Origin of the sequence: Cytobacillus sp. Bac17 (assembly GCF_024519925.1) — a bacterium.
In the GTDB taxonomy this organism is placed as follows: domain Bacteria; phylum Bacillota; class Bacilli; order Bacillales; family Cytobacillaceae; genus Cytobacillus; species Cytobacillus pseudoceanisediminis.
Genome location: NZ_JALJRC010000014.1, coordinates 61,087 through 84,356, shown reverse-complemented (window position 1 = coordinate 84,356; position 23,270 = coordinate 61,087). Strand labels below are relative to the sequence as shown.

At 35.3% G+C, this 23,270-nt stretch carries 18 protein-coding genes; 15 read left to right on the top strand and 3 right to left on the bottom strand.

Features of this window, described 5'->3' with window-relative positions; genetic code table 11:
* Positions 1-106: 106 nt before the first annotated feature.
* Positions 107-1,414: a hypothetical protein gene (locus tag NR125_RS16850; protein WP_035332120.1), complete on the bottom strand. Its 1,308-nt coding sequence runs from the start codon at positions 1,412-1,414 to the stop codon at positions 107-109.
* Between the two features lie 676 nt (positions 1,415-2,090).
* Between NR125_RS16850 and NR125_RS16845 the strand changes: the two genes are divergently transcribed.
* Positions 2,091-3,302: a ParM/StbA family protein gene (locus NR125_RS16845; protein WP_035332122.1), complete on the top strand. Its 1,212-nt coding sequence runs from the start codon at positions 2,091-2,093 to the stop codon at positions 3,300-3,302.
* 62 nt (positions 3,303-3,364) lie between these two features.
* Positions 3,365-3,874 carry a hypothetical protein gene (locus tag NR125_RS16840; protein WP_035332123.1) on the top strand — a complete coding sequence of 170 codons (510 nt, stop codon included), beginning with the start codon at positions 3,365-3,367 and terminating at the stop codon, positions 3,872-3,874.
* Between the two features lie 350 nt (positions 3,875-4,224).
* Here NR125_RS16840 and NR125_RS16835 read toward each other — a convergent pair whose 3' ends face one another.
* Together NR125_RS16835 and NR125_RS16830 are read right to left on the bottom strand one after the other, a co-directional pair.
* A complete protein-coding gene (locus NR125_RS16835; RefSeq protein ID WP_035332124.1) occupies positions 4,225-4,800 on the bottom strand; it encodes a hypothetical protein in 576 nt (191 codons plus the stop codon).
* A gap of 26 nt (positions 4,801-4,826) precedes the next feature.
* Positions 4,827-5,159, bottom strand: a complete 333-nt coding sequence (locus NR125_RS16830) for a hypothetical protein (protein ID WP_035332125.1) — start codon at positions 5,157-5,159, stop codon at positions 4,827-4,829.
* Positions 5,160-6,275: 1,116 nt separating this feature from the next.
* On the opposite strand from NR125_RS16830, the gene NR125_RS16825 reads away from it, so the two are divergent.
* From NR125_RS16825 to NR125_RS16765, 13 genes are all read left to right on the top strand, one after another.
* The gene (locus NR125_RS16825; protein WP_160169272.1) at positions 6,276-6,974 is read left to right on the top strand and encodes a MerR family transcriptional regulator; all 699 of its coding nucleotides are present in this window, start codon (positions 6,276-6,278) and stop codon (positions 6,972-6,974) included.
* 197 nt (positions 6,975-7,171) lie between these two features.
* Complete coding sequence (locus tag NR125_RS16820) at positions 7,172-8,179, top strand: hypothetical protein (protein ID WP_035332128.1); 1,008 nt, start codon at positions 7,172-7,174, stop codon at positions 8,177-8,179.
* 145 nt (positions 8,180-8,324) lie between these two features.
* Complete coding sequence (locus NR125_RS16815; RefSeq protein WP_035332129.1) at positions 8,325-9,740, top strand: hypothetical protein; 1,416 nt, start codon at positions 8,325-8,327, stop codon at positions 9,738-9,740.
* 12 nt (positions 9,741-9,752) lie between these two features.
* Complete coding sequence (locus NR125_RS16810) at positions 9,753-10,403, top strand: SAF domain-containing protein (protein ID WP_035332130.1); 651 nt, start codon at positions 9,753-9,755, stop codon at positions 10,401-10,403.
* 16 nt (positions 10,404-10,419) lie between these two features.
* Complete coding sequence (locus NR125_RS16805; RefSeq protein WP_206842748.1) at positions 10,420-11,511, top strand: CpaE/TadZ family protein; 1,092 nt, start codon at positions 10,420-10,422, stop codon at positions 11,509-11,511.
* A 12-nt stretch (positions 11,512-11,523) separates the two neighbouring features.
* The gene (locus NR125_RS16800; protein WP_035332132.1) at positions 11,524-13,053 is read left to right on the top strand and encodes an ATPase, T2SS/T4P/T4SS family; all 1,530 of its coding nucleotides are present in this window, start codon (positions 11,524-11,526) and stop codon (positions 13,051-13,053) included.
* Between the two features lie 167 nt (positions 13,054-13,220).
* Positions 13,221-13,997, top strand: a complete 777-nt coding sequence (locus NR125_RS16795; RefSeq protein WP_256815753.1) for a hypothetical protein — start codon at positions 13,221-13,223, stop codon at positions 13,995-13,997.
* Positions 13,998-14,002: 5 nt separating this feature from the next.
* Entirely contained in the window at positions 14,003-14,896 is an 894-nt protein-coding gene (locus tag NR125_RS16790; RefSeq protein WP_256815752.1) for a hypothetical protein, read from the top strand.
* A gap of 93 nt (positions 14,897-14,989) precedes the next feature.
* Complete coding sequence (locus NR125_RS16785) at positions 14,990-15,166, top strand: hypothetical protein (RefSeq protein ID WP_160169273.1); 177 nt, start codon at positions 14,990-14,992, stop codon at positions 15,164-15,166.
* 69 nt (positions 15,167-15,235) lie between these two features.
* Entirely contained in the window at positions 15,236-15,631 is a 396-nt protein-coding gene (locus tag NR125_RS16780) for a hypothetical protein (protein ID WP_035332138.1), read from the top strand.
* Positions 15,632-15,643: 12 nt separating this feature from the next.
* Entirely contained in the window at positions 15,644-16,150 is a 507-nt protein-coding gene (locus NR125_RS16775) for a hypothetical protein (protein WP_206842742.1), read from the top strand.
* Positions 16,151-16,408: 258 nt separating this feature from the next.
* Positions 16,409-17,824 carry an S-layer homology domain-containing protein gene (locus NR125_RS16770; RefSeq protein WP_206842739.1) on the top strand — a complete coding sequence of 472 codons (1,416 nt, stop codon included), beginning with the start codon at positions 16,409-16,411 and terminating at the stop codon, positions 17,822-17,824.
* 12 nt (positions 17,825-17,836) lie between these two features.
* Positions 17,837-22,864, top strand: a complete 5,028-nt coding sequence (locus NR125_RS16765; protein WP_256815751.1) for a PKD domain-containing protein — start codon at positions 17,837-17,839, stop codon at positions 22,862-22,864.
* The last annotated feature ends 406 nt before the right edge of the window (positions 22,865-23,270 follow it).

Sequence of the window (23,270 nt, the reverse complement as noted above, 5' to 3'; positions counted from 1 at the left end):
CTTCCCCTTTAAAACAAAAAGACCGCCCCCAAGGTATGAGGACGGTTCTTCCGCTCTATGAAATATATTAATTTAATCAAATTATATTGAATCACTGAAATACGTGTCAACAAGTATTAGCTAAATTTACCTTTTCATACTCACCTGTTGCAAGGTTGAAGTAAATTGCCCTGCTAAAAAACTGCTGCTGATTTTTCATGATCGTAAGCCCGCTTAATTGCGGTGGTTCAAATAAATAATAAAAAACCGGAGTAGCCAGATCACTCTTATCTGTTTCTTTTGAGGCATTTAATTTATTGTAAAATTCTTTGAAGCGGATTGCTGTAATCAGCCCCTGGGTTTGAAATCCTTCTACTCTAACAAAATAATTAAAGTTCTCCTTATCGTCTCTTTCACCAACTGAGATAGGATATTGAGGGGCACCTTGGAATCTTTGTACTTTCTCCCCTAATAAGTAATCTCCATTTTCGTACATCTTTGAAACTTGTTCATTTAACAAGCGTTCTTCATGTTTGAACGTAAATTCTCTAATTAACAATTCTTGAAGCTTATTTATTGAAGTGAAGTATAGGTTCACTTGCTCAGAGTATTCTCCAATTTCAGCAAGAAAACGATTTGCAATACTCGACCATCTTTTAGTAATCATACGATTATTCAATTTTTCTTCTGCAATAAAAATGATTCCTTTGGGGAGCGGCAGTTCTTTTTCAGATAAATAATCAAAGTATCTCCTATAACCTTCAAATTTCAGGTTGAACCTTTGCCCTCTTTCTGTAGCTCGGTCTATTTCTACTGGATAGGTGTATTCACCAATCTTTATTTCTGAATCAGGCTTATAAGAGTACTTAGTTTTAGTTTTGTCTGTCCGAAGATAGAAATTTTGAGACGCATATAGATTATCTCTGAATTTCACAAGGAACGTATGTTCGTCAGTCGAGGGTTTTATTTCTGCTTCATCTTCCGAATGTATGTTCGTCTGTTTCTTTTTATCCAGTATCCTTTCGTTTGCCTCTTTTACTTCAAGGTATACATCGCAAATTAATTTGAAGTGCTCTGTTTGTTTTAATGGATATTTGTATAAGTCATAGGGGAAATCACCAAGATCATTATCATACCCTTCTCCTTTATGCCCTGGCGCTATGCCGTTATACAAATCCATTAGTTCATGACCTTTTTCTGTCAAGTAATGAAGGTGTTTATTAGTTCCCCTTATACTGTCCGAATCAATAAGTTCAGAATTCTTAAGTTCCAAAATGTTAGTGTATATCCCTTTCTTAGAATTATAGTTTAGGCGGTAACCTAACCCCCTTGTAATTTGTTCAGTTGTTGCAGCTCTTCGTCTAAATAAAAAATCTAATATCTTTAGTTGTTTAGGGAAAAGTTTATATCCACAAAAAATTGGCATTGTTCCCATTAACCTCCATAAAACAGTTTTAATTTATTGTAGATTAGTGAGTGAAAAACCTAAAGGAAAATTTAAAAAAATAGTATAGTATGAATGGTCAATTTCAAGGTGCAATAAGCCACAATAAAGTCACGCCTTGGAACTGTGCACCTTTAGCCACGTTTTTTAGTCTGTAAACGTTGATATATAAGGGTTTATGTTGTTCCATTTCTATAATCCTTTTCATTCATCCCTTGACATTAGAGAAAAGGATTATAGAAATGGATTACAAATTCGACAATTTTCGCACTGTTTCAAAACAGTTTAAATTTACTAGTAATACAGTTGGTAGATTGAAAGATTTTCGAACTATTAATCCCAGCTCCCCCTCCCTCTTTTTGAACACCCCAAAGGAGGAAATCTGGATAAATGACCATGACTTAAACGCAATAATCGGTAAAAAATATGGTGGGGGAGTCTTTCTTAAAGCTCTAGAATTTCATGTTGGATGTATCCTAAACTGTCTTAGCAGAGAATACAAAATGAAAACTTTTATATAAATATTAGTATAAATATAAATATAAAAGCGGAACCTATTTTTATATAAGTATTTATATAAATTTTGGAGTAGCGTTGACAAAAAAATAAATATTGGTATAATTTTTTATATAAATAAATTAATCTTCCTGAGGAGGAAAAAAACGGTATGGCAAAAACACCAGAAATTCATTTAGATTGTACAAATGATAATGGCAACTCAGAGCAAGCTTTATACATAAACGGAGATTTAGTTAGACAACCAAATGTATATGCGGAGCCGACCTCAAAAGGCTTTGTAGATAACGTATCCCCAGAATCACAAATCGAAAACTTAATGAATCAAATTGATGTCACAATTTCTTCGCGCAGCATTCAATTTAATGGGGATTATTATATAGGCCTAAAAGCAATTAAAAGCAAATACCAACCAGTTTCGATGGATGTTGAGCTAGATACTAAGTATGATAGTGATTTGCCAATCATTAATACTCTAGGAACATTGGCAGCAAAAGCAGTTCAAAATTACTTTAAAGAGAATAAGAAGATCCCTTCAGAACTAGATGTGACAGTTGATATGCTGACAGCATTACCTGTTGAACAATGGAATCCAAAGAATGCTGACGTTTTTGCCAAGCGATTTACTGGAGACAATGAATCTTTAATTCATAATGTAACTGTCCATATTAACAATGTAGATGTGCTTGTTAAAATAAGATTTGGACAGGTTAAGGTTGCAGCTGAAGGTGTTCCTGCCCTATTCGCGCTCTTGTTTGATCAAAATCTTAACAATCGAAACGATGAAATATTCAAACATTTTAGTGAAGATTATGGGAAAGAAATTACTGGAGAGTATCTAAAAGGCAAGCGGATTTCTCATATTGATATTGGAGATGGAACTTCTGATATGCCAGTTACCGACGGATTTAATCTTGATACCCATTTTGTAACAGGGTGTAATCACGGTGTAGGACATGCAATAGAAGCAGCTATACAAAACTTTAAAGAAAAACATTCAACATTAAAAAAATTAACAAGACAAAAATTTAGTGAGTATTTAAAAGATGAAAATCATCAATACCATCAAGATGCAGTAAGGTTTTTCCAAAAAACTGCACTAGTACAATCTAAATTCATTTTTAAACACTATCAAAGAGTCCTTTCTGCTTTTGATAATGAAGTCGATTTAATTGTGGTCTATGGAGGAGGCAGCATTGCACTTAAGGATTCTCTTTATCCATTATTAGAAGACCTTGGAGGAAAATTAGGCAAAGAAATTCTTTGGGTTCCTGAAGAATATGCTCCCCTAATGAATGTTGAGGGTCTGTTGGTATTATTAAATCGAATGAAAAACCAAAGCAAGAAAAAAGTGAAAGCCTAACCTTATAAGATTCAAGGTATAGCCTCTGAGGTTATACCTTCCTTCATGGAAGGAGGGTGAAAATGGGTAGACAAAAAAAGTCCATAAAGAAACCTGGTAGTCAGATACCGTTAAAATTGAAAGAAAACGAGCCGGATCATATTGTTGATTGGTTTAATGCTCAAGGTACCATAGCTGATTCGATTAGATATCTAATCGAAAAAGATATAGCCGAAAATGGCATCCGAGACCTTACATATGAAATGAAGCAGCGTTTTTCATATTATAAACCAAGCCATAAGGTTGCTAAAGAAAGTAGTCATCCAGTTATGCAGAATGAAGTAATGGAACAAAATTCTTTAAACAATAATGATTCAAACCCAGCTGTTTCTTCTCGTAACGATAATATAGGGAGTAGTGGTTCCTCTGTTTTACCTGTTGATAAAGAACAAGAGAAACCTAAAATTGAAGAGCCTTCCCTTTCCCCTGTCAACATCAATCAAGAAAAATCAAAGGAAAAAAAGATTATTGAAGAAATAACTGGGGAAAATGACGATGATTTAGATATTGATGACTTAAATATATTTGGATGAAAAAGTGCTACAAGCCTCCAAAGGGGTTGTAGCACTTTTAATTAATCATGAATTATTGTATTTAACATACTCACTTTTAATTGAGCTTTTTTATAGCCCTTCTTAGCCCCTCTTAGGATTTCCATATTTGTTGCAGTTCATATTAGCAATCACACTGCACAATCCATGAAAATAAGTAATTCCTCTTCTGGAAAATGTCTGCCGCAATAATGGCAAATCACTTTTTCCCACCCTGGATCAGAATCAATTCAGGCCGGTAACCTTTCTTCTTGCGTTCTTCCTGGCGCTTGAAAATTCTTTTAAAAACTTATCAGGAGCCTGTTGGAGTTCTTCTCTGGAGACTCTTTACATTAGTTAATCACATTCCCCTTTGATTTCATTTGATTAACGAACAAATTCGATTCGTCTGGAGTCATTTCGAATAATTCATCAAGATATTCCATGACTTCCTGAATAGACATTTCTCCATCTGAATACGGATGTAGCCATTCTCCAGTATCGCCAACCAGCTTCTTAACAAGTGAATCGATTACTCCCGTAGGTTCAATTCGGTCAAAGAAATCAAATATAACTCCTGTTTGCTCATATTTCTCATAAACTTCCCAACGCTTCTTTTCAATCTCAGCCAATATGGTCAGCACCATTACCCATTCCACGTTAAACACTTTGTTTTCCATTTGACTGAAGAACAGCAACCGTTCCCTAAGTCCTTCCTCCGGTTCCTCTCCCCTTAGAAATTCACTGGTATTATCATAAAAATTCGGGATAGGCTCTCCAGCCAAGAAAGAAAGAATTTTCTCGGTATCGTCAAACATATCAAAAATATTGTGAATCTCCATTCCGCTCATTACGGTAATTTCTTCAATTGCCTGAAAAACAGACCGGTGCATTTTCATAATTTCCATTGCTGCATCAATTTTTTTCATGTCAATTCCCCCACGTTTATAGAGAATCAGCTACTAAGCTGGCTCCTCTTCTTTTTCTCCAACCCTATGCATTTTTTAATTAATTCCGTTAGCCTTTCTTCCAAATCTTCCGTAACAAAAAGTTTCCGGCTCGGATTAATCTTTACCCATTCTCTCACAAAGTCTTTAGCTATTACCTTTATGCATCCTTCCGAACATGCACGTTCCAAACCAGTTTCTGTGGTAAATTCCAAATTCCAATTAAGGCTAGGGTTAATTGTAAAGTAATTTCCACCGTCTTGGCTGGAGACTTTGGTGGAGCAATTTCCACACTTGAAACTCCATTTTCGGGAAGGGTTAAACTGTTTTTTATCAATCATCAAATATTCTAAAGGGATAAGGTATTTCCCTTCAATCTGTTTACGTTGGGAGTAATTTCGGCTTAAACGAGTATGTCTATTTTGCGTATTTATTAATTCGTCAAATCTTTCAATCTCCAAGGGTTTTCATAATTTCACAGGCCAATAATAACATATCATCCGAATCTAAATAACAGCCTGAACCATCATAAGTGGCAATATACACGCTTCCGTCTTCTGTATTATCCTGAAGCTCTGTGGATTAATAACTTTTGCATCTCGCAACCCATTCTCTGTTTTGCAAGTCGGACAAACATATATATGTTTTCGTTTTGATTCATTATTTGGATTTTCAATCATAACTGCTTTTACAGTGTATCTTCTGCAGCTAGCGCTGCCATTTAAGCCCCCCCCCGATAATGCTCTTGAAATTATCCTTCCTGTATAGATTACTAACCTATTTTGATGTACCCCACTTAGAAATGCTAATTATTGAATTCAATTCTAAAAGTCTCGTTACCCCTGCGAAACTATTAAATCTCCCCTTCTCCCCTCTAAAAATCATTTTATTATTAATTATATAAATATTTATGACTAATTTATATAAATAATTATAAATGTTTATATAAAAATTTATACCCAACAATAATTAAAGTTAATGCGAGAGTAATTTCCTGCAAATCGTTATCTAAATACGAAATCTCATGTAGGACAAGATAACATATTAGCCTATTAATATGTTATATGGATGTTCAAGCTGTGAATTACAATGAAGAGCAAGTCCCTATATACCCTATTGAGATGTTAAATAATATATCCAAATACGAACTATCATGAATAGCAACTTATATATGCGACCTCTTAGTATGTTACTTGATAAATCGATATATGAATTCTCATGAAGGGCAAAATATCAGCAGGGTTATTAATAGGTTGAATATAATATCGAGCTATGAGTTATGATGTAGGGCGAGAGAATTGGAAGGTTGTGATTATTGGGGAGCGGAACATTCTGGCTGCAAAGAGCTGGAAAAGGTGAATTGAGATGTGAGTTCTCAAGTAGAGCGGCTTGTTTAATAGGTTATAAATATGCGATAATTGAACTATTAATAGGTGGATTCGAAAGGGAAGATGCAAATGGAAGTTGAATTTATAACCCTTGGTGATGCTGCGGATCGGCTTGGAGTTCCAGCATCAACTTTAAGGAATTGGACTGATCAATTAGAACAATTTGAAGTGCATTATGTGAAACGGAATAATCGAAATGAAAGAATTTACTATGATGACGACCTGCAAATATTTAAATTTATCCAAGACTTGAAAGATGAACATGGCAGAAGAACAACTATGAAAGATATTGCGGCAATGTTGAAAGACATGAGAGAACGTTTCAATTTAAGAGATGAAGAAGATGCTCCAGTTCCGAAGCCAAGTAATAAAACTGGTGATCTATTAAATGCTGATGATGTACAAAGATTGCTGGATAACCAACGTGTGAGGACACTGTTCAGCTACATGATAGGTGAAACAACTAAACAGATTCGAAATGATTTGGTTGAGGAATTCCAGCAGCAGCTTGCTACTGAACGTGAAATTTTAAAGGAGACGCTTAGAGAAGAGGTTCGAAAGGAGTTACTTGATAATCAAAGTATTGTAGAAACTAAGTTACAAGGTCTACAAGATGAACAGGAAAAGCGCGATAAAGAATTAACTGAGGAATTGAAAAGGCGAGATGCAGAGTCATTAAAGCTATTAAGAGAGTTAATGGAGCAAAGAAAGAAAGAAGCAGAAGAACAGAAGAACAAGGGATTTTTCAGCCGTTTATTCGGGGGATAAACTATAATAGAGCCTACTAATAGGTGAAGAATTGATCTCTTAGTAGGTGAGATACTCAGAAAATATATTCAAAGTATTGTAATATGTGGGATGTTAAGATATATTTACCATATAAAATCTAATAATTAATTATAAGCGAAGAACGCAATCTACCGGTAAGGGCAGGATTGCGTTTTTTTTCTTAGGAGGGGACTACAGTGCAAAAACTAATGAATCCGTTTCAGTTCGTAGATGAAAATTTTGAATGGCATTGGTATGATTTATACAGTTCAAAAACAGCAATAATTGGTGACAAAAATCAATCCAATAAAATGCAGCTGTTAGAAAAGATAAGTGATACCTTGTACCAGATTGATCACAAAAGTCTTTTCTGGATAGGGGATGTAAGGCCAGGTGAGTCAGAAACATCAGACGATTTCAATATGATTGAATTTGAATCGCAGCCAGCTGAACGACATGTAAGAAATGGTCCGTTTGAGGAAACAAGGATGTCCTTTGTGCAACTGTATTTTGAAGCGTTATGTATTAAAAGAGGTGTTACTAGAAGTGAGTTAATTCCTCTTGCATCTTATCGTAAACATCAAGAAGGACCACTGGTCGGCTATTTAAGGGCTATTAATAGCTTACAAGATTCTGAAGAAAAAGAGTGGTTACTTAAAGAGCTAAAAAAATTGGAGACAATAACTTGGAACTACAAAAGAGGGTATGTTTATGAAATCAAAGACGTTGAAAGTCCTGTTGATCTATTAATAGAGTACATAAAAGGTATGTGGTCGTATTGGGCTTTAACATCATCCCTGGCAGAACCTCAGCAAATGCTACTGGTAATTGATATTCCGAAGAAATTAACAGAGATGGACACAAGCGTAGAAATTAAGGAGATTATAAGAAAGCTATTGGGAAGTATTGTTCAGCTTTCAGAAATTATTACAGTGAGTGTCATTATAAGTACGGAAACAATGTTTCCGGTCCCTGAGTTAAATATCAGACACCAACTGTACCTACCATATAGCTCAAATGACTTTAGTTGGCATCAGGTAGAAAACCAGCCATTTTTCAACAGTGATGTTATAGAAGCATGGAGTAACCATAACTCAAGCTGCGGCTTATGGATTGATTTTGCAACTGGTGAAAAAACAACCTTACATGACACAAATAAAATTTTATTTAAAAATAGGGTTGAAATTGAAAGCGCAATTGAATAGAATATGTGTTAGAAAGAATTACCAAGAGAACCACCAAATTATTTTTCTAACAATACAACTATTAATAAGTGATTAAGATGCGAAGAACGCACTCTTGCCTTAAACGGGTCAGAGTGCGTTTTTTTTTTCGGAAAGGGGTGTAATCGTGAATGCAGATAAAAAACACATAGTCGTGGGAATGATTGATCCTGCAATGGCAAATGCTTTTAAGACGTTCATACAGAAAAAGGAAGGCTATATAATTCCGGAAGTTGTGGTATCTGAAGAGGATCTACTTAAGTACCTTGAAGAGACTGAGGAAGAAATATACGGGTTGATCTTAACAAGTGACTTAGCAAAAAAATTAAATGATTTAAGATTAGATTATTTATCAAACTTATTGGTAACGTTACGAGAAAAATTTCCACATATTCGAATGGCCATACTTTCTTCCGAAAGGGTAGGACACCCATTCTTGGCAGAACTCGTCAATATGGGTATTTATAACATTTTTTTAAGACAAGATAACAATCTATCAGTACAGCTGATATTGGATGCACTTGAATCTGGAAAGAGTTTTGGTGAGGTATCGCTGTTCAGAAAAGTTGACCCTGGAATCCCTTGGAGGAAAATGGACAGCGGCCCATCAACTATTAAGATAGAAACCTCTAATAAAAGGAATCATCCGGAGCCGAAAGAAAAAAAGCAGGAAAAGGAAAAAAGAGATAAGCAAATAATAAAAAGAGAGTTCAATATTAACTTTCAACAAACAGAAACAAAAGTAATCGGGGTAACAGTTCAACCCAAATTGATTTTAGTCGGTGGAGCAGCTAGTCGGGTAGGTAGTTCCTTCTTTGCACACTATCTCTCTTTCATATTAGCTGAAAAGGATATATCAGTGTCCTATTTGGAGAACCCTTATCGATATGGATATACCTATGATCGATATTGGGGAGAAGGACTATCGGGAAATTATGTTAGTCCCTTTTGCGACTTTCACTTTCAAAAGGATGATTCAACTGATTGGAATTATAAAAATGTATATATGAATGTATTAAACCCACTAAAAGAAAACCCATATGACAAATTGGATTTTGAGACGTTTCTAAAGGTGCTGCTTAGCCAAAGAACTCCTATTAAGATAGTCGATGTAGGTGTTGATTGGAACAACGAAATTTACCTGGAACTTTGTCAAATGGCTGATTATATTTTCTTCATTACAGAGCCTGATCCATTTCTAAATCAAGTGATTATTGAGAAGAGGCCATATCCCTCATTGTTGAAAGAAAATGGAGAATGGATTGAAAACCTTCAGATTGTAATGAATAAGGCTACATATAAAATTGCCAATCACTCTATTTTCAATGATGTATTCGATGATATTTGGATCGTACCTGATCTTAACAGAGAAGAAATCTTTAAGTGTGAGAGTGAGAGGGTTCCCATTACAAATTCGAAAAGTCTTGTTGAAGATTTAGAGAGCTTAACTAACGAATTAATTGAAATGATATTACCTCAAGAATTCCTTAAAAAGAAAACAAAAACAAAATGGAAGTTCCCAAAGATAACCGTAACAAGGTAGGAGGACCAAAAATTGAAAAAGACCATTTTTATGAGAGGTTTAGCTGTATTTTTTATTATAAGTTTTATAGCTTATATCTTTCTTTATGAAACGAAATTGCATGGAATGTTAAATACCTCAACTGTTGTATTTGCTAATAAGGACTTTGAACCTAATGAAGTAATTGGGGAAGACGATATTTATTTAGGCAAATACCCAAATGATTTGCTTCATGAGAATGTGATAGTAGACCCTAAAAAGATTGTAGGTCAGAGAGCTACAGGATTTATTTCAGTAAACGATATTTTTACAGAAAAAAAGGTAGATAGTCCATTATTAAGAGCTAAAGATGGAGAAAAATTCTTTGCTATTCCAAATAGCTGGATAGAAACAATTCCCGGGAGTTTAAGGCGTTTAGATATGGTGGACTTATGGTTAGTTCAAACAGATAAGAGCAGACCTGAAAGTAATCAATTTTCAGTGGAGAAACCCATCTTGGAAGGTAAGGTGGTCGCCTTTATCAAAAACAGCTCCAACACTGAGGTAAAAGGTATCAATTCAGAAAAAGATCGGTTGGATGCAGGCTCCCAGGCTTCACAATTGGAGATCAACATGACAAACGAAGAATTTATAAAAGTTAAAAAGTCTGTAGAAGCAGGTTACAAGCTGATTTTTAGCTACTAGGAACGGAGGATATGAAATGAAAGTAGCCACACTATCAAATCACGTTGATTATATTCAAATAATTGAAGGGCAGCTTCAAAGTGAAGTTATTAAATTAAGTAGCGTTGACGAATTGGACAAGTTGAAATGCGATGCGCTTTTGGTGGATCAGGAATTTGTTGACTTCTCATCCATAATAGATTTTCGTGATGTGCAGCCATCCATAAAAACGATATTACTTGTTGACAGCCCACTAAATGAAACACAAAAAAGAATATGTAATGCTCAGAGAATTGTTCCTTTTTATAAGGAAAATTCCAGAGATGAATTCAAACAATTAATCCTGCAGGAATGGTTAGAACATATTGTAAAACAAAATCAAAATGTAATTAGTATTTCCGGCACACACTCTCAAAGTGGTGTTACACAGACCGCCTTAAGTCTAGGGGTGGCTCTAAGAGAACTAAATTACAAAGTCTGTGTAATAGGATTGAATTTCTATAATCCTGGGGAAATAATCGGTTTCCCCTCAGAGTTTTCTTTTGATTCTATATATCACTCAGTATCTAATCACTTGTTTGATGCAGAAGGTTTGAAAAAGCAACTGATTGAAATTCATGGAATTCAATATTTGGTTGGTAACCGAAATTTCTTGAAGAAAAATAAATATCATCCGGAGCCGATCCATTCACTAATTAATATTGTTAAGGAAGAATATGATTTTGTCATTCTTGATTTAGGTTCTATATATGATACTTCTGGTGCTCTCGCAGGCATTATGGCAAGTGGGACAAAAATCTTAGTTGCTAATCAAGATGAATACTCAATTAGAAACTTTAATAGATGGTTTGATCAATTCCTCTCACCAATTGGAATTCAAAAAGAGGATTTATTAATGGTAGTCAACCGCTTTGATCCAATCCATCTTATTAAACCTAAAAAAATCGAAGAGGAAACGGGTGTTACTTTATTCGAAAAGATTCCTCTTATTCCAGTGGATGGCTCTGATGGGGTTTTATATAACTACTATGTTAAATCTTATAACCGGTCTTTTAATCGTATGGCTAAGGGGATTACAACATTACCAACTGAAAAGAAAAAGAAGAGTTTCTTTAGTTTTGCTAGGTAGGGAGGAGCTTTAATGAGTTTACTAGAGAAAGACTTAATCGAGAATAAGGTGGGCTTTAAGTTGGATCCTGTAACACCAGAGAGTCTGATATCAGAAATTAACAATGCAGCAAGTTTTGATGCAAGTGAGTTTGTAATTACCAATAAGAAGGAATCCATGAGTGATTCTTTTATCAATGCAAACTTCCCGACACTCTGTAGGTCGATACAAAGTTATATTCAGAGAATTGTAGAAGATATGTTAAAAAGTGAGATGACAGAAGATGGGGTGGAAATTCACCATGGTGCTATAAGTGGAAATCCTAACTCCATCCGGATCATTAAAGAACATATAGAAGAGTACCTAACCAACAATGGTTTGTTAAATTCAAATTTCCCTAATTACTATCCAGACTTAACAGAAGCGATTTTTCAAGAAGTGTTCGGGTGGGGGCCGCTAAGTGTGTGGCGAAACGATCCTGAGTCAGAAAAAGCAAAGGTTGTTGGCCAAAACATTTGGTTCATGAAAGAAGGGAAATGGGAGCTACAGCACTTTAAATTTAGAAGTATGACTCATATTTATGATCTTTTTGAAAGAATTAAGATGTTGAACCCTGAGAATAAGCTGGATAGGTTTCAAAACACAGAGTTAGAATCGGTAACGGAAGATGGAATCCGTGTATCTATAATGGTTCCTGGGAGAACGTATCAACCTGTCATTACATTGAGGAGACAGACGGTTACAAATTATAGTTTTGAGAAGCAAGCAGCACTTGGTACATTGCCAACAGAGGCAATCGAAGTCTTTAAGATTTTATCAATATTAAATCTAAATCAAATTATAGCGGGTCCACCAGGTACCGGAAAATCTACTTTCCTTTTAACAATGCTTTCGGAATCAAAAGATATGCATACAGCTTATATAGAGTCTAGATTTGAACATTTTCCTAATATTCTTTTTCCTAAGTCTCCTATTATACACATACAAGGTACACAAAGAGATATTGAAGGTGAACTTGAAAATACTGTTTTTCCTGCGCTGTTGCGACACGATATTGAACAGGTTATAGCAGCAGAGGTAAGAAGGGTAGAAGTGGAGTTATATGGTTCCGCAGGGGAGCGAGGAATCCAGAAACTTATGGGAACCTTCCATAGTAAGTTTCCAGAAAACATTCCCGGAATATTAGCAAGATTAAGTATTCAGCACAACCAATCGAATGGATTAAATTATTCAGATGAATATTTACGATTTGCAGAGAATCTTCATTTTTCCATTACGATGGAACAATTAGACGAAAAGAATAAGAAAGTTTCAGGCGTCCAATTTTATGAACTAAATGAAGAAACATGGGAAACGCAGATTGTGAGGATTATGGCATACGACCGTAAAGGAGATAGCTGGTCTTTTAATTCTAATATCCCTGAGAGAATTAAATCGATAGCGAAAATTTATCATGAAAGTGACGTTGAACGATTAGAAATATTGCTTAAAGAACTAGAAGAAAAATATCCAATGAAAGAAGAACTAAAAAGATCTATCGGATTGAAAGCGAGCAGATCCTAATGATTCAGTACATTGATTCGATTGTAAGGATATTTGGCTATTTAATAGGCTTCTCCGGTTTTGTTCTATTAATGTATTCTTTTGGATTTAATTTTAATTCAGTTAAATACAAATTGAGATCTAATAAGGAGACCAATAATAAACAAATTATACTACGATCCAATTTTATGCGTTGGTATGATCAATTGCTTAAAGCAACTATTAACTCATATAAAACCAACCATCTAAAACCATTAATCACCTTACAGGCAACTATTTTAGTTGGATTGTGTATTATTTATTGGCTAATTACAAGAAGCATGATATCTTCTTTTATTTTGCCATTTTCAGTAGTGTTTTTGTTTCCTATCACGATTTTGTATATACGCTTGTTAAATATTCGTCACTCTACTCAAGCTGTTATATCAGATACGATTATTCAACTATTACAAGCTTATACCAAACAGCATCATAACATCTTATTTGCCTTAAAGGATATTTACCCTAACTTAAATAAACAGACAAAGTTTATTGTAGGTATGCTCATTGTTCGACTAGAAAGCGGAATATCAACACGAAAAGAATCGATGCAAATCTTCTCTTATCAAATTGGAGGAGAGTGGGGCAGGAACTTATCTATAACCATCTTAAAAGGTCTAGAGGATGGTACAAATATCGCTGGGATCCTTGAAGACTTATCAAAGGATATTACAGAAATAGATAAGAAAATTGGGGAAGTCGAATCTGAAGGTATTGAGCTAATTCGATTAGGTTACTTACCGGTCATTGTTTTACCACTTATTATTGTTGGAATGCATTACATGGTGAGTCAAATGGGCGGGAATGCGTTTGAGTACATTTTTCAAACAGCAACCGGGCTAAAAACATTTACTTTTTCGGTCGTATTAACCTTAATCAGCTTTACCACATCCAAAGTCTTTCAACGACCTAAGAGAGGAGGATAATCTTTATGCCATTTCAATACTTGCATTACCTTATAACTGGTATGTTTATCTTTCTAATATACTCAACGATTGCAAAGTCTATTGGTTTAGATAAGGCAAGAAGTAAATTATCGCTTAGGAACTCATTAAGAAAAAGTCTTGCGAAAAATGGTTTTCTCTCTAAGTATTTTTACAACGAAAGAGCTGAAGTATTAATTACCTTTGTTGGCCTCAACAAGTTAAAGGTGAGCAGCGTTCACTATAACTTTTTTCGGCACATTTCTTTGTATGTGGCAGTTTGGTCATATTTTATCAGCTTATTTTTAGCTGCGGGTCAATTCTCGCTTGTGAATCTGTTAATGGTCTTAGGAGTCTTTCTCCTAACTTCGCCTTTGAAATTCAATTTAGTTTTTGATTATGTATTAAAGAATCTTGCTGCAAATCATAAGCGAAAGATGAATGCTGAAGTTTATTCTTTGTATGCTCAATTAAAAGCAGAATTCCAAACAAGACGAGTAGGAAATATATATGGCTTGCTGTTTGAATATAGAAGTTATTTCAAATCAATAAAACCAGCTTTAGAAGAACTTTTATATAAATGGAATGAGAGTCCTGACAAAGCTTGGGACTCCTTCTCAAAAAGGATAGGTACTGAGGAAGCAAAAACCTTATCTATCATCATGAAGGAAGTAGAGTACTCTTCCCAGGAAAGGTCATTAGCATTACTAGAGCAAAAGAGAGATCAGTTTGCTAATAGTAATTATAATGCGTACCGAAATTACCTGAAAAGCAGGGAAATGGTGCTGTATATCGTAATCTTCTCGACAGCATCTGGTGCAATAATCCTTAATATGGTGGTTATATTTATGCTGTTCTTTAAAGACATAATGGGAGCAGCCAACAATATTTTTCAAATGTAATACTAAAAAACTTGAAGGGAGTGTTGCTCGACTACATATTCTTTCTCAATAACAGTTTCATCAATAAAAATATTATTTCAGGAGGATTTTATAATGAAAGAACTTGGAGCAACTTTACTATTAACATTTTTCGTAATCACACTTGTCCTTACCGCTGTATTTGGAAATAATGGTTTGAAAACAGAAAATGAAAACCTGGTACAAAACTCTGTTAACCTACTAAAAGAAGCACAAACAAACACCAGCACAACACCGCCAACTTCCAATTAATTATTTTAAAAGTAAAAAAGGGATCTTTTATAAGTATCCCTTTTTTAATATCTAATAGGAGATAATACTATGAAACAATTAATTTCATTTACAATGCTATTCCCCATATTAGTCTTTTTTCTTTTACAGCCTATATTGAATTATATGGAGGAAACCAGAGGGAAAGCGGTTGAAATTACTGTCCAAAGAGCCACTGAAAAAGCTGCAATTGAGGGATATTATTCTCCAGAAACTCTACTGGAAATGAAGAAGAAGCTAAATAGCATCGGATACCAAGACAATGAAATTGACATAAATGCTACACAATCTGTAACCCTGAGAGGTGGATATGTAGAAGCAACAATAAAAGTGCCCAATAAATATTATTTTCTCTTATTTAAACCTTTATTCCTTTCAGACAAAGATTATAGTAGCGATTTATATCACGTTCGCTCAGCAACTCGTATGAGTGAATATATTAACTAAAGCTGGTGAAATATGAAGGCATTATACTTCTTAATTGGCATATGTTTTATAGCTTTTGGATTAACGATCTCGCAAATTAAGTACTTTATATTGGATACTACTTATGAAAAAGTCAATTATTCCTTAAAGCATGCTGTTCATGATGGTGCCTTACAGATTGATAATGAAAAGGTAGCGGATGGAATAATTGAATTCGATGAAGCTGTTGCATTAGATACAATACATTTAACATTAAGTAAAAACCTATTACTAAATCAAGATCTATCTCCAAAAGAAGGGTCATATATAACTGATCCTCTAAAAATTGTTGAGACAGTATATATAGACCACAATTTTATTGATTCAGATTCAGGTTTACCAGTTACTTTTCCATTTACCTATAAATACAGCAATCCTTTATTAAACATTGATATTGAAAGGCCTATTTTTGGGCCAAGCATTGTTTGTGTTATAGAGGCAAAAGTAAGATTTGATGATGAATATCAAAGGTATGTGACTATACAAGAGTATAAATACTAATAATAGAATTTTGTATGTAGATATTCCTGTGAGGTAGTTGGTATAATAGTAGATAATTACTAATTTACCAAATCTTACTCATGCGAGGAAGAGATATTATAAGTCTTCTTCAGTTCTGCATACATAAATGAGTAAATTAGGAACTATATGTTCAAAAGCGGAAGCACCGCAATAGGGGAATCCCTGATTGTTGGTGTTTTTTTCTTTTTCCAAAATCTTCATTATACTTAGATTATTAAACGAGAGGGAGTGCAAAAAATGAAAAAGTTAATTTTACCAATGGTTTTAAGCTCTAGTTTAACGGTTGCAGGAATAGTACCAATTCCTTTTAATGAACAGGTAGCTGTAGTAGAGGCAGCATCTTCATTTAAAGACCTGCCTAGTGATTACCATGCGTTAAAGCAAATTGACTACCTTGTATCAAAAGGGGTAATTTCTGGTTTTGAAGATGGTACCTTTAAGCCTAACCAGGTTGTAACAAGGGGACAATTTGCTGCCTTTGTTGCAAGGGCTTTGGATTTAAAAGCATCTAATATAACCTTTAAAGATGTCAAATCAGGTAATTCCTTATATACAGAAATCAATAAAGCGGCGACAGCTGGCATTATTAAAGGTTACAAGGATGGTACTTTTAGACCAGATCTACCTGTTAGCCGTTCTGATATTGCTGTGATGTTAGATCGTGCTTTGCAGTTAAAAGGAAATTATACAAAAACTGTTTCCTTACCTTATTCTGATGCTGGAAGTATTGGTGGTTATGCTATAGAGAGTGTAAAAAGGATGGCTGCATACGGCATTATGGGGTCAGCAGAGAACTCTAATAAATTTCAGCCAGCAACAAGTGGGACGCGCGTTGGAACAGTAGTTTCAATTTATAACATGTTGCAAACAATAGCATCTACAAAACCAGTAGAACCGCCACAAAAGAAAGATACAGAAATGACAGCTGCTGAACTTAAAGCAAAATATGGGGAGCAAAAATTTGCATTTCGTTCGAGAGGGGACGGGGAAATTTATCAAACAAGTTTTATCGATAGATATGTTTCATATTTTAATCAATCCTATAACACATTTAATGAATATTTAGATTCGGAGAAAGATGCTTCTTTAATGCAATACAGACTAGACTACCCTTACTCTGAAACAATTCATTACAATGGCAAAGCTTACAGATCATCAGAATTCTATATTGAAAACATAGATTTTGTTGATGATGAAATCCTTCCGGTTAATCCTGAGAAAACAGGTGATTTTTCTATAGATCTTCATTTAGCTAGTAACGATTTTGCCACTTATGTAAAAGATAATGTACTTATTAATCGATTAACTAATCTATCTTACTTTAAAAATAACAAAGCGTTTGTTGAGATAGAAACGATTTTAAAAGGTCAAGTTGATGTAAAAGTATCTTCTAATAAATTGATTGTAAAGGCAAAAAATACAGTTGAATTCACAGCTGGTTCAAAAAAGGTTTTTGTTAATGGGATATCACAAGAATTAAGTACTGCTGTTGAAATGAAGAATGGAAAATTCATGGTTCCTATAAGAGAATCTGCAAATCTTTTAGGCCTATTTACAAGAACTTATACGGGAGTAGATGTAAGAAAGAGAGAAGATATTACAAGAATTGAAATTGCCAATTTCCCTTTGCCTGAAGACTATAGAAAAAATTAGAGGTAGCTATTCATGAAGCTAATAATAGGTTCAAAAAAATTTCGCTTTATAGGGATATCTTTAGTCTTCCTTACCATGATAAATATTTCAGGTCATAGAAACTTGGCTGCTGAAACTGTGCCTCACTATCATGACGGTATGACGATATATCCTGAACCGAATAACCAAGAGATATACGAACCATCTCCTCGTTTTGACGGAGTAGTAATTCCTCCTCATTATAGGTATGAAGGAGTGTGGCCAGTATATACAAAAGAAAAGACTGATCCTGCATCATTCCAAGGAACTTACGTTGGAAATATGGGATTTCTTAGGCCGATTGATTTTAACCCAGGTGATGGATTATATGAAAATTACCACTTAGGACGTACATTTGCCCATAAAAGTACGTTGTATCGCTGGGGGAAGGTTTGGAATGGGAACCCAAGTTATGTAGAAAGAATGTCACAACCAGTATCCTTAAAGAGACTAAAGGATAATACATCTTTTAATCGTTATCACTCTGTAGAGATTGCTCGACATGCTGGGGCTGAGGTGGTAGCCAGAAAAGATTCTTCCGGAAATGATTATTTAGAAGTTTTTACAACTTCCTTTCCAGTGGGAAGTATAAGAGGTCCTTCTTCTGCAAAGTCAGGTGAAAAATTTAATGTTGAGATAAATGCAGAAGAATTTAATCCGTACTCTCAATTTATTAAATACGAAATTTATAAGGGAAACACACTACTTAAATCCGGTGTTGAGTTTAAGGATAAGATAACAAAGTTATATGAATCGATTTCAATCACAGAAACAGGGAAACATGTACTGACGCTAAAAGTAACAGATGGAATTGAAAGAACTACTACAGCAACTATGGCGGTAACTATTGCTGCTGGAGATGTGGAACTTCCACCCGAACCTGAAGAAAAGCCCAACCTTTCTCCAATTGCTGATGTAAACGTTGAACCTTCTTATTACTGGGTTGAAGAAGTACCATTCCAGGATAATAGTTATGATCCAGACGGTGAAATTATTTCTAGAGACTTAACAGTTGATGGACAGCATTCAACAAATCCAAAGAAATTTCCGAGAGTAACAGAAATTGAGGATCACACTGTAGAACTAATGGTAACGGATGATCAAGGAGCTTCAGATACAGATTCTGCAGACTTTAAGATTTTGCCGACAACACCAAAAGCAGAGTTTAGTATCACAGGTACAACTAAAGTAAATCGAAGAATATCATTAGATGGTACTCTTTCTAATAAAGTATCGCCTGTTCATGTCGCCCCAATTGATTATTCATTATCAAAATGGACAATAAAACCCTTAACGGAGGGAGTTGGGCAACAGGGAATCTTTATCCGAAATAGCAGTAACCCTTCAAAAAGGGATTTTTTAGTTAGAGAACCAGGTGAATATGAAATAACTTTAACTGTAACAAATAAATACGGAGAAACCTCAGAACCCACTACCAAAACTATTACTGTAGAACCTGACCGGCCGCCTCTTGCTCAATTTACTGTTGATGCAGGGAAGGCCATTCGGGATATAAACGGGGGAAAGAATGCTACTATAACACTAAAAGACAGTAGTACTTCTCCGGATGAAGACAAAATTAAACAACGAATCTATTATATAGATTTTGACAGTAATAATGATGGTTTCTTTGGAACTCCGCAGGATGAGCCAAAAAGAATAATCTCAAGCAAAAATGAAACAACCGTCCAATTTAAATCTAATAAAGTGGGTAATTACCGATTTAGTTTAGAAGTTGTAGAAGAATTTGGACAAGAAACTTTGCCTGAATTTATCCAGGATGAACATTATTTGAGGGACTCCTCCGGTATAATTGATAAATCAGGAGAGGTAGCAACTTATCAGCTACCAGATTACTTTAATTTACCGGAATATGATAAATCAGTCGAAATCATTAATGTAAATCCAGTTATTGATTTTGGAGTGCGAAGACAGAATAAAATTGATGTTGTCTTAAACTTTGGCGGAATGGATACAGCAACGCAGCAACACCAAACAGGTTCTAGACCTGGGGCGGGCGTTAACAACGGTGGTGGCGGTGGAACGTACGATCATAAATATTATACTTATGATGAAGCGGATAAGAACCGATTAACCTCGTACGCATCAACCCTTCAAGCAAATCTTTTAGCCAAAGGCATTGATGCAAGAGTAACGTTTAATAATGCTTATTATAAACAACCGGATACAGACGGTGTGGGTGTTCGAAACGTACCGGTCTGGGGCTGGAGAGATTATGGAAGCTACCAGTACAGCAGCTATTCAGGAACTTCTCCTTATAGTGGAGATTGGGAAGTCACTTCAAGTTCCTCTACACCAATTTATGAAGTAACCTGGTGTTATTTTGATAATAGACCTAATGGAGGAAAGGAACATTCACATGCCCCCCCATGTTCTGATCCAGGTAGTGAAATTCTATCTCAAACAGGAACAAGGTATACGGCATCATTACGAAAATACTTTCCTGACTATCGGTTTGAAATAGTCAGTTACCAAAATGAAGGGCTAAATTCTACCGAACAAGTGAATACTACTGATTTTACGGATTCATATGCCAGTCAAACATATAGAGCCGGTGCTCAAAATTTGTATCTTAGAATGGATAAAAGGCCGTGGGATTGGATAAGTAACACTTCGAAGGTAAATCTAGTTACCAATAAATCGAAAAGCAATAGTATCTTCTTCTGGAATATGGCTGTCGCAGGTAACCGAACCAATGCGGAAAGAGTAATTCAAGGAGGCATTGGTATTGGCCAGTTTTCGATTTATGATTCTCAATATCTCAATAAAAATGTAAAAGATGTTGAGAACTACATTATTAATAAATATTTTATGGAAGAGGATGGAGTCAATACAACAATTGTATTAGGTGACAAACTCGATTACACCGTAAATTATACTGACCACGAAAATGACCCGGAATTAAAAAGAGAATGGAAATATTCTCATGACCCAACAAAGATAAATGGAAGGGTCATAGACAATGCACCAGCAGGTCCAATACCTCAAAGCGGATTATATATCGATTCTCCGCTGCAGCTTACACAAGTAGGGACTTATCGGGTACAATTAAGAGCTCAAGATGACCCTATATATGATGGAGATGAACGCTTTTTCAATTACCGTAAATGGTCAGATGAAGAAGTACAAAGAGAATATATAATTAATGTTCATAGAAGGCCAATAGCAGATTTTACTTATAGTATTGACCCTGGAACATTAGATTTAAGTTTGGATCCATCAATTTCTTATGACTTGGATCATCAATTCAATCGTCCAGATAAAGGGATTGTGGAGCATAAATGGGTAAGTTATTCTGTTGACGGTAATACCTATAATGGTGCTCCTCCATCCAGATTGGCAATTAACAAGGATTATGACGTTACCCTTCAGGTTAAGGATATTGACGGAGCTTATGGCGTTGTCACAAAACGAATCAGCACACAAGGGTATAATATTAAGCCAGTTGCGCTGTTTGATGCTCCTGATATAGTAGTAGATACTATGGACCTGAATATTGTAGATAGGAGCTACGATCCAAACGGTGATCCATTAACTGATTATAAGATTACTGTTCGCAAGCAAGGTGAAACGACAATCCTTAGAAACGTAACAGAGTTTCCAAAGAGTTTCAAAGAAATGGGGTTAGGAGCTGGAAGCTATATTGTGAGTTTAACAGTTAGGGATATTCCTAAAATCCCACCGTCCTTAACATCGGATCCTTTTGAGAAGACAATAAAGGTTATTGAGAATAGACCACCAGTGTCTAATTTTAAGCTAACTCCCGCTCCACTATTGGTAAATGAATTGAATAATTACCAGGACCTTAGCAGTGACCCGGATGGTCATCCTTTAAAAAATTATTCCTGGACTATTGAAAAACTTGATGAGGAAAACAATGTTACTCAAACATGGAACACTGGAGTACCTCCTAGAGATTGGCGGGAATATGGAATAGGGACATTCCGAGTCACACAAACAGTATTTGATGATCCGCCTTATCCATTGCCTTCATTGAGCGGGACACATTCTGAGATTGTAGAAGTTGTAATGGGGCCACAGAGACCTTTTGCTTTATTCGACTACACTCCTAAGCCCGCAATCGAAGGGAATAATATTAAATTAGACCCTGATAAATCATTTGATCCGGATGGAACTGTTCAAGCATGGGAATGGACTATTAAAGCACCAAACGGCACAACTACGACTTCCAGCAGTCATTATCCGATGATAAACAATGCAGTGGTGGGCACTTATGAAGTTACTCTTCATGTACGAGATAATGACAATATACGTTCTAGAGTCCCTTCAATACAAGACATAGTTGTACAGCCGAAGCCACCAAATTTACCGCCGGTTGCTGCATTCATTTGGGACCCATTTAAACCTTTCTTGGGTGAGTCTGTTCAACTAGACCCAGATGGTTCCTACGATTTAGATGGAGAAATAGTGGCATGGAAATGGACGATTAGAGCAGACAACGGTTCCATACAGACAAGCTCACAAAAAAAGCCTACCTTTATTGCCAGGACAGAGCGATACGATGTAACGCTTGAAGTAACTGATAATAATGGTTCAAAAGATGCTGTTACCGAGATAATTATGGTCGATATTGCTGCTTTGGATGCTTTAGTAACTCACACACCTGAGTGGAATAGGAAGTGGATGGATGAAGGTTTCCCTTCTGACGTAAATCTCTTCCATGCAGGAGAGAAGTTCATTATTAGATTAACCTCAACTCCAGCTCAACGTGTATGGGGAAGTGTTCATTTTGGAGGTGAAGTTGGAAAAGTAGATATTCCTTCCACCAAATTTAAGCTGATCAGTAAGGGTGAATTTGAATATATTTGGGAAGCGGAATTGTGGCGAGAGGATTTTATCTATATTGAAGAAGGTCAATACATGTTTGATTTTGGATCTATACATCCTGTTGACAATCCAAGAGTAGAAGCTGCTGCAAACTATTTAATCGAGATACAGGGTAATGTGTATTCAGAACTTAATTTCCACAGAAATCACTAGAGTCTATACAAAATTTATGTTATTTTTCAATAATATCCGGAATCTTATAATTTTCCGGAATTAAAATTCTCGAGACCCTTTAAGTAATTTTTTGAAGGGCCTCTTTATCTCGGAAGAGGCAGTTTTCAAATGGATCAAGAAGGAAATAAGGTAGCTGCTATTGTATGGTTGCCAATGCTTTGCTTCATTGAGGAGCAAAGCGTTTTTCTTTTTATGCTAACTTGAAAGGAAATTCTAAAATCAATTTTAGGACCGAATTTTTTATAATCTTACGAAATGGACTCTTATAATATCCATGATTTTTTCTAAATTTGTTCCTAACCTACAGGAAAGGTTGATCGGAACTCAACTTTTAGGTTTTTTTATTTGGAATATGTGAAGTTTCTTCTAATGACCGATAAATTTA

Excerpts from the sequence above, each read along its gene's own strand:
- NR125_RS16850 (WP_035332120.1), bottom strand. The coding sequence starts at position 1,414 with ATGGGAACAATGCCAATTTTTTGTGGATATAAACTTTTCCCTAAACAA.
- NR125_RS16845 (WP_035332122.1), top strand. The coding sequence starts at position 2,091 with ATGGCAAAAACACCAGAAATTCATTTAGATTGTACAAATGATAATGGC.
- NR125_RS16840 (WP_035332123.1), top strand. The coding sequence starts at position 3,365 with ATGGGTAGACAAAAAAAGTCCATAAAGAAACCTGGTAGTCAGATACCG.
- NR125_RS16835 (WP_035332124.1), bottom strand. The coding sequence starts at position 4,800 with ATGAAAAAAATTGATGCAGCAATGGAAATTATGAAAATGCACCGGTCT.
- NR125_RS16830 (WP_035332125.1), bottom strand. The coding sequence starts at position 5,159 with ATGATTGATAAAAAACAGTTTAACCCTTCCCGAAAATGGAGTTTCAAG.
- NR125_RS16825 (WP_160169272.1), top strand. The coding sequence starts at position 6,276 with ATGGAAGTTGAATTTATAACCCTTGGTGATGCTGCGGATCGGCTTGGA.
- NR125_RS16805 (WP_206842748.1), top strand. The coding sequence starts at position 10,420 with ATGAAAGTAGCCACACTATCAAATCACGTTGATTATATTCAAATAATT.
- NR125_RS16800 (WP_035332132.1), top strand. The coding sequence starts at position 11,524 with ATGAGTTTACTAGAGAAAGACTTAATCGAGAATAAGGTGGGCTTTAAG.
- NR125_RS16795 (WP_256815753.1), top strand. The coding sequence starts at position 13,221 with ATGCGTTGGTATGATCAATTGCTTAAAGCAACTATTAACTCATATAAA.
- NR125_RS16790 (WP_256815752.1), top strand. The coding sequence starts at position 14,003 with ATGCCATTTCAATACTTGCATTACCTTATAACTGGTATGTTTATCTTT.
- NR125_RS16785 (WP_160169273.1), top strand. The coding sequence starts at position 14,990 with ATGAAAGAACTTGGAGCAACTTTACTATTAACATTTTTCGTAATCACA.
- NR125_RS16780 (WP_035332138.1), top strand. The coding sequence starts at position 15,236 with ATGAAACAATTAATTTCATTTACAATGCTATTCCCCATATTAGTCTTT.
- NR125_RS16775 (WP_206842742.1), top strand. The coding sequence starts at position 15,644 with ATGAAGGCATTATACTTCTTAATTGGCATATGTTTTATAGCTTTTGGA.
- NR125_RS16770 (WP_206842739.1), top strand. The coding sequence starts at position 16,409 with ATGAAAAAGTTAATTTTACCAATGGTTTTAAGCTCTAGTTTAACGGTT.
- NR125_RS16765 (WP_256815751.1), top strand. The coding sequence starts at position 17,837 with ATGAAGCTAATAATAGGTTCAAAAAAATTTCGCTTTATAGGGATATCT.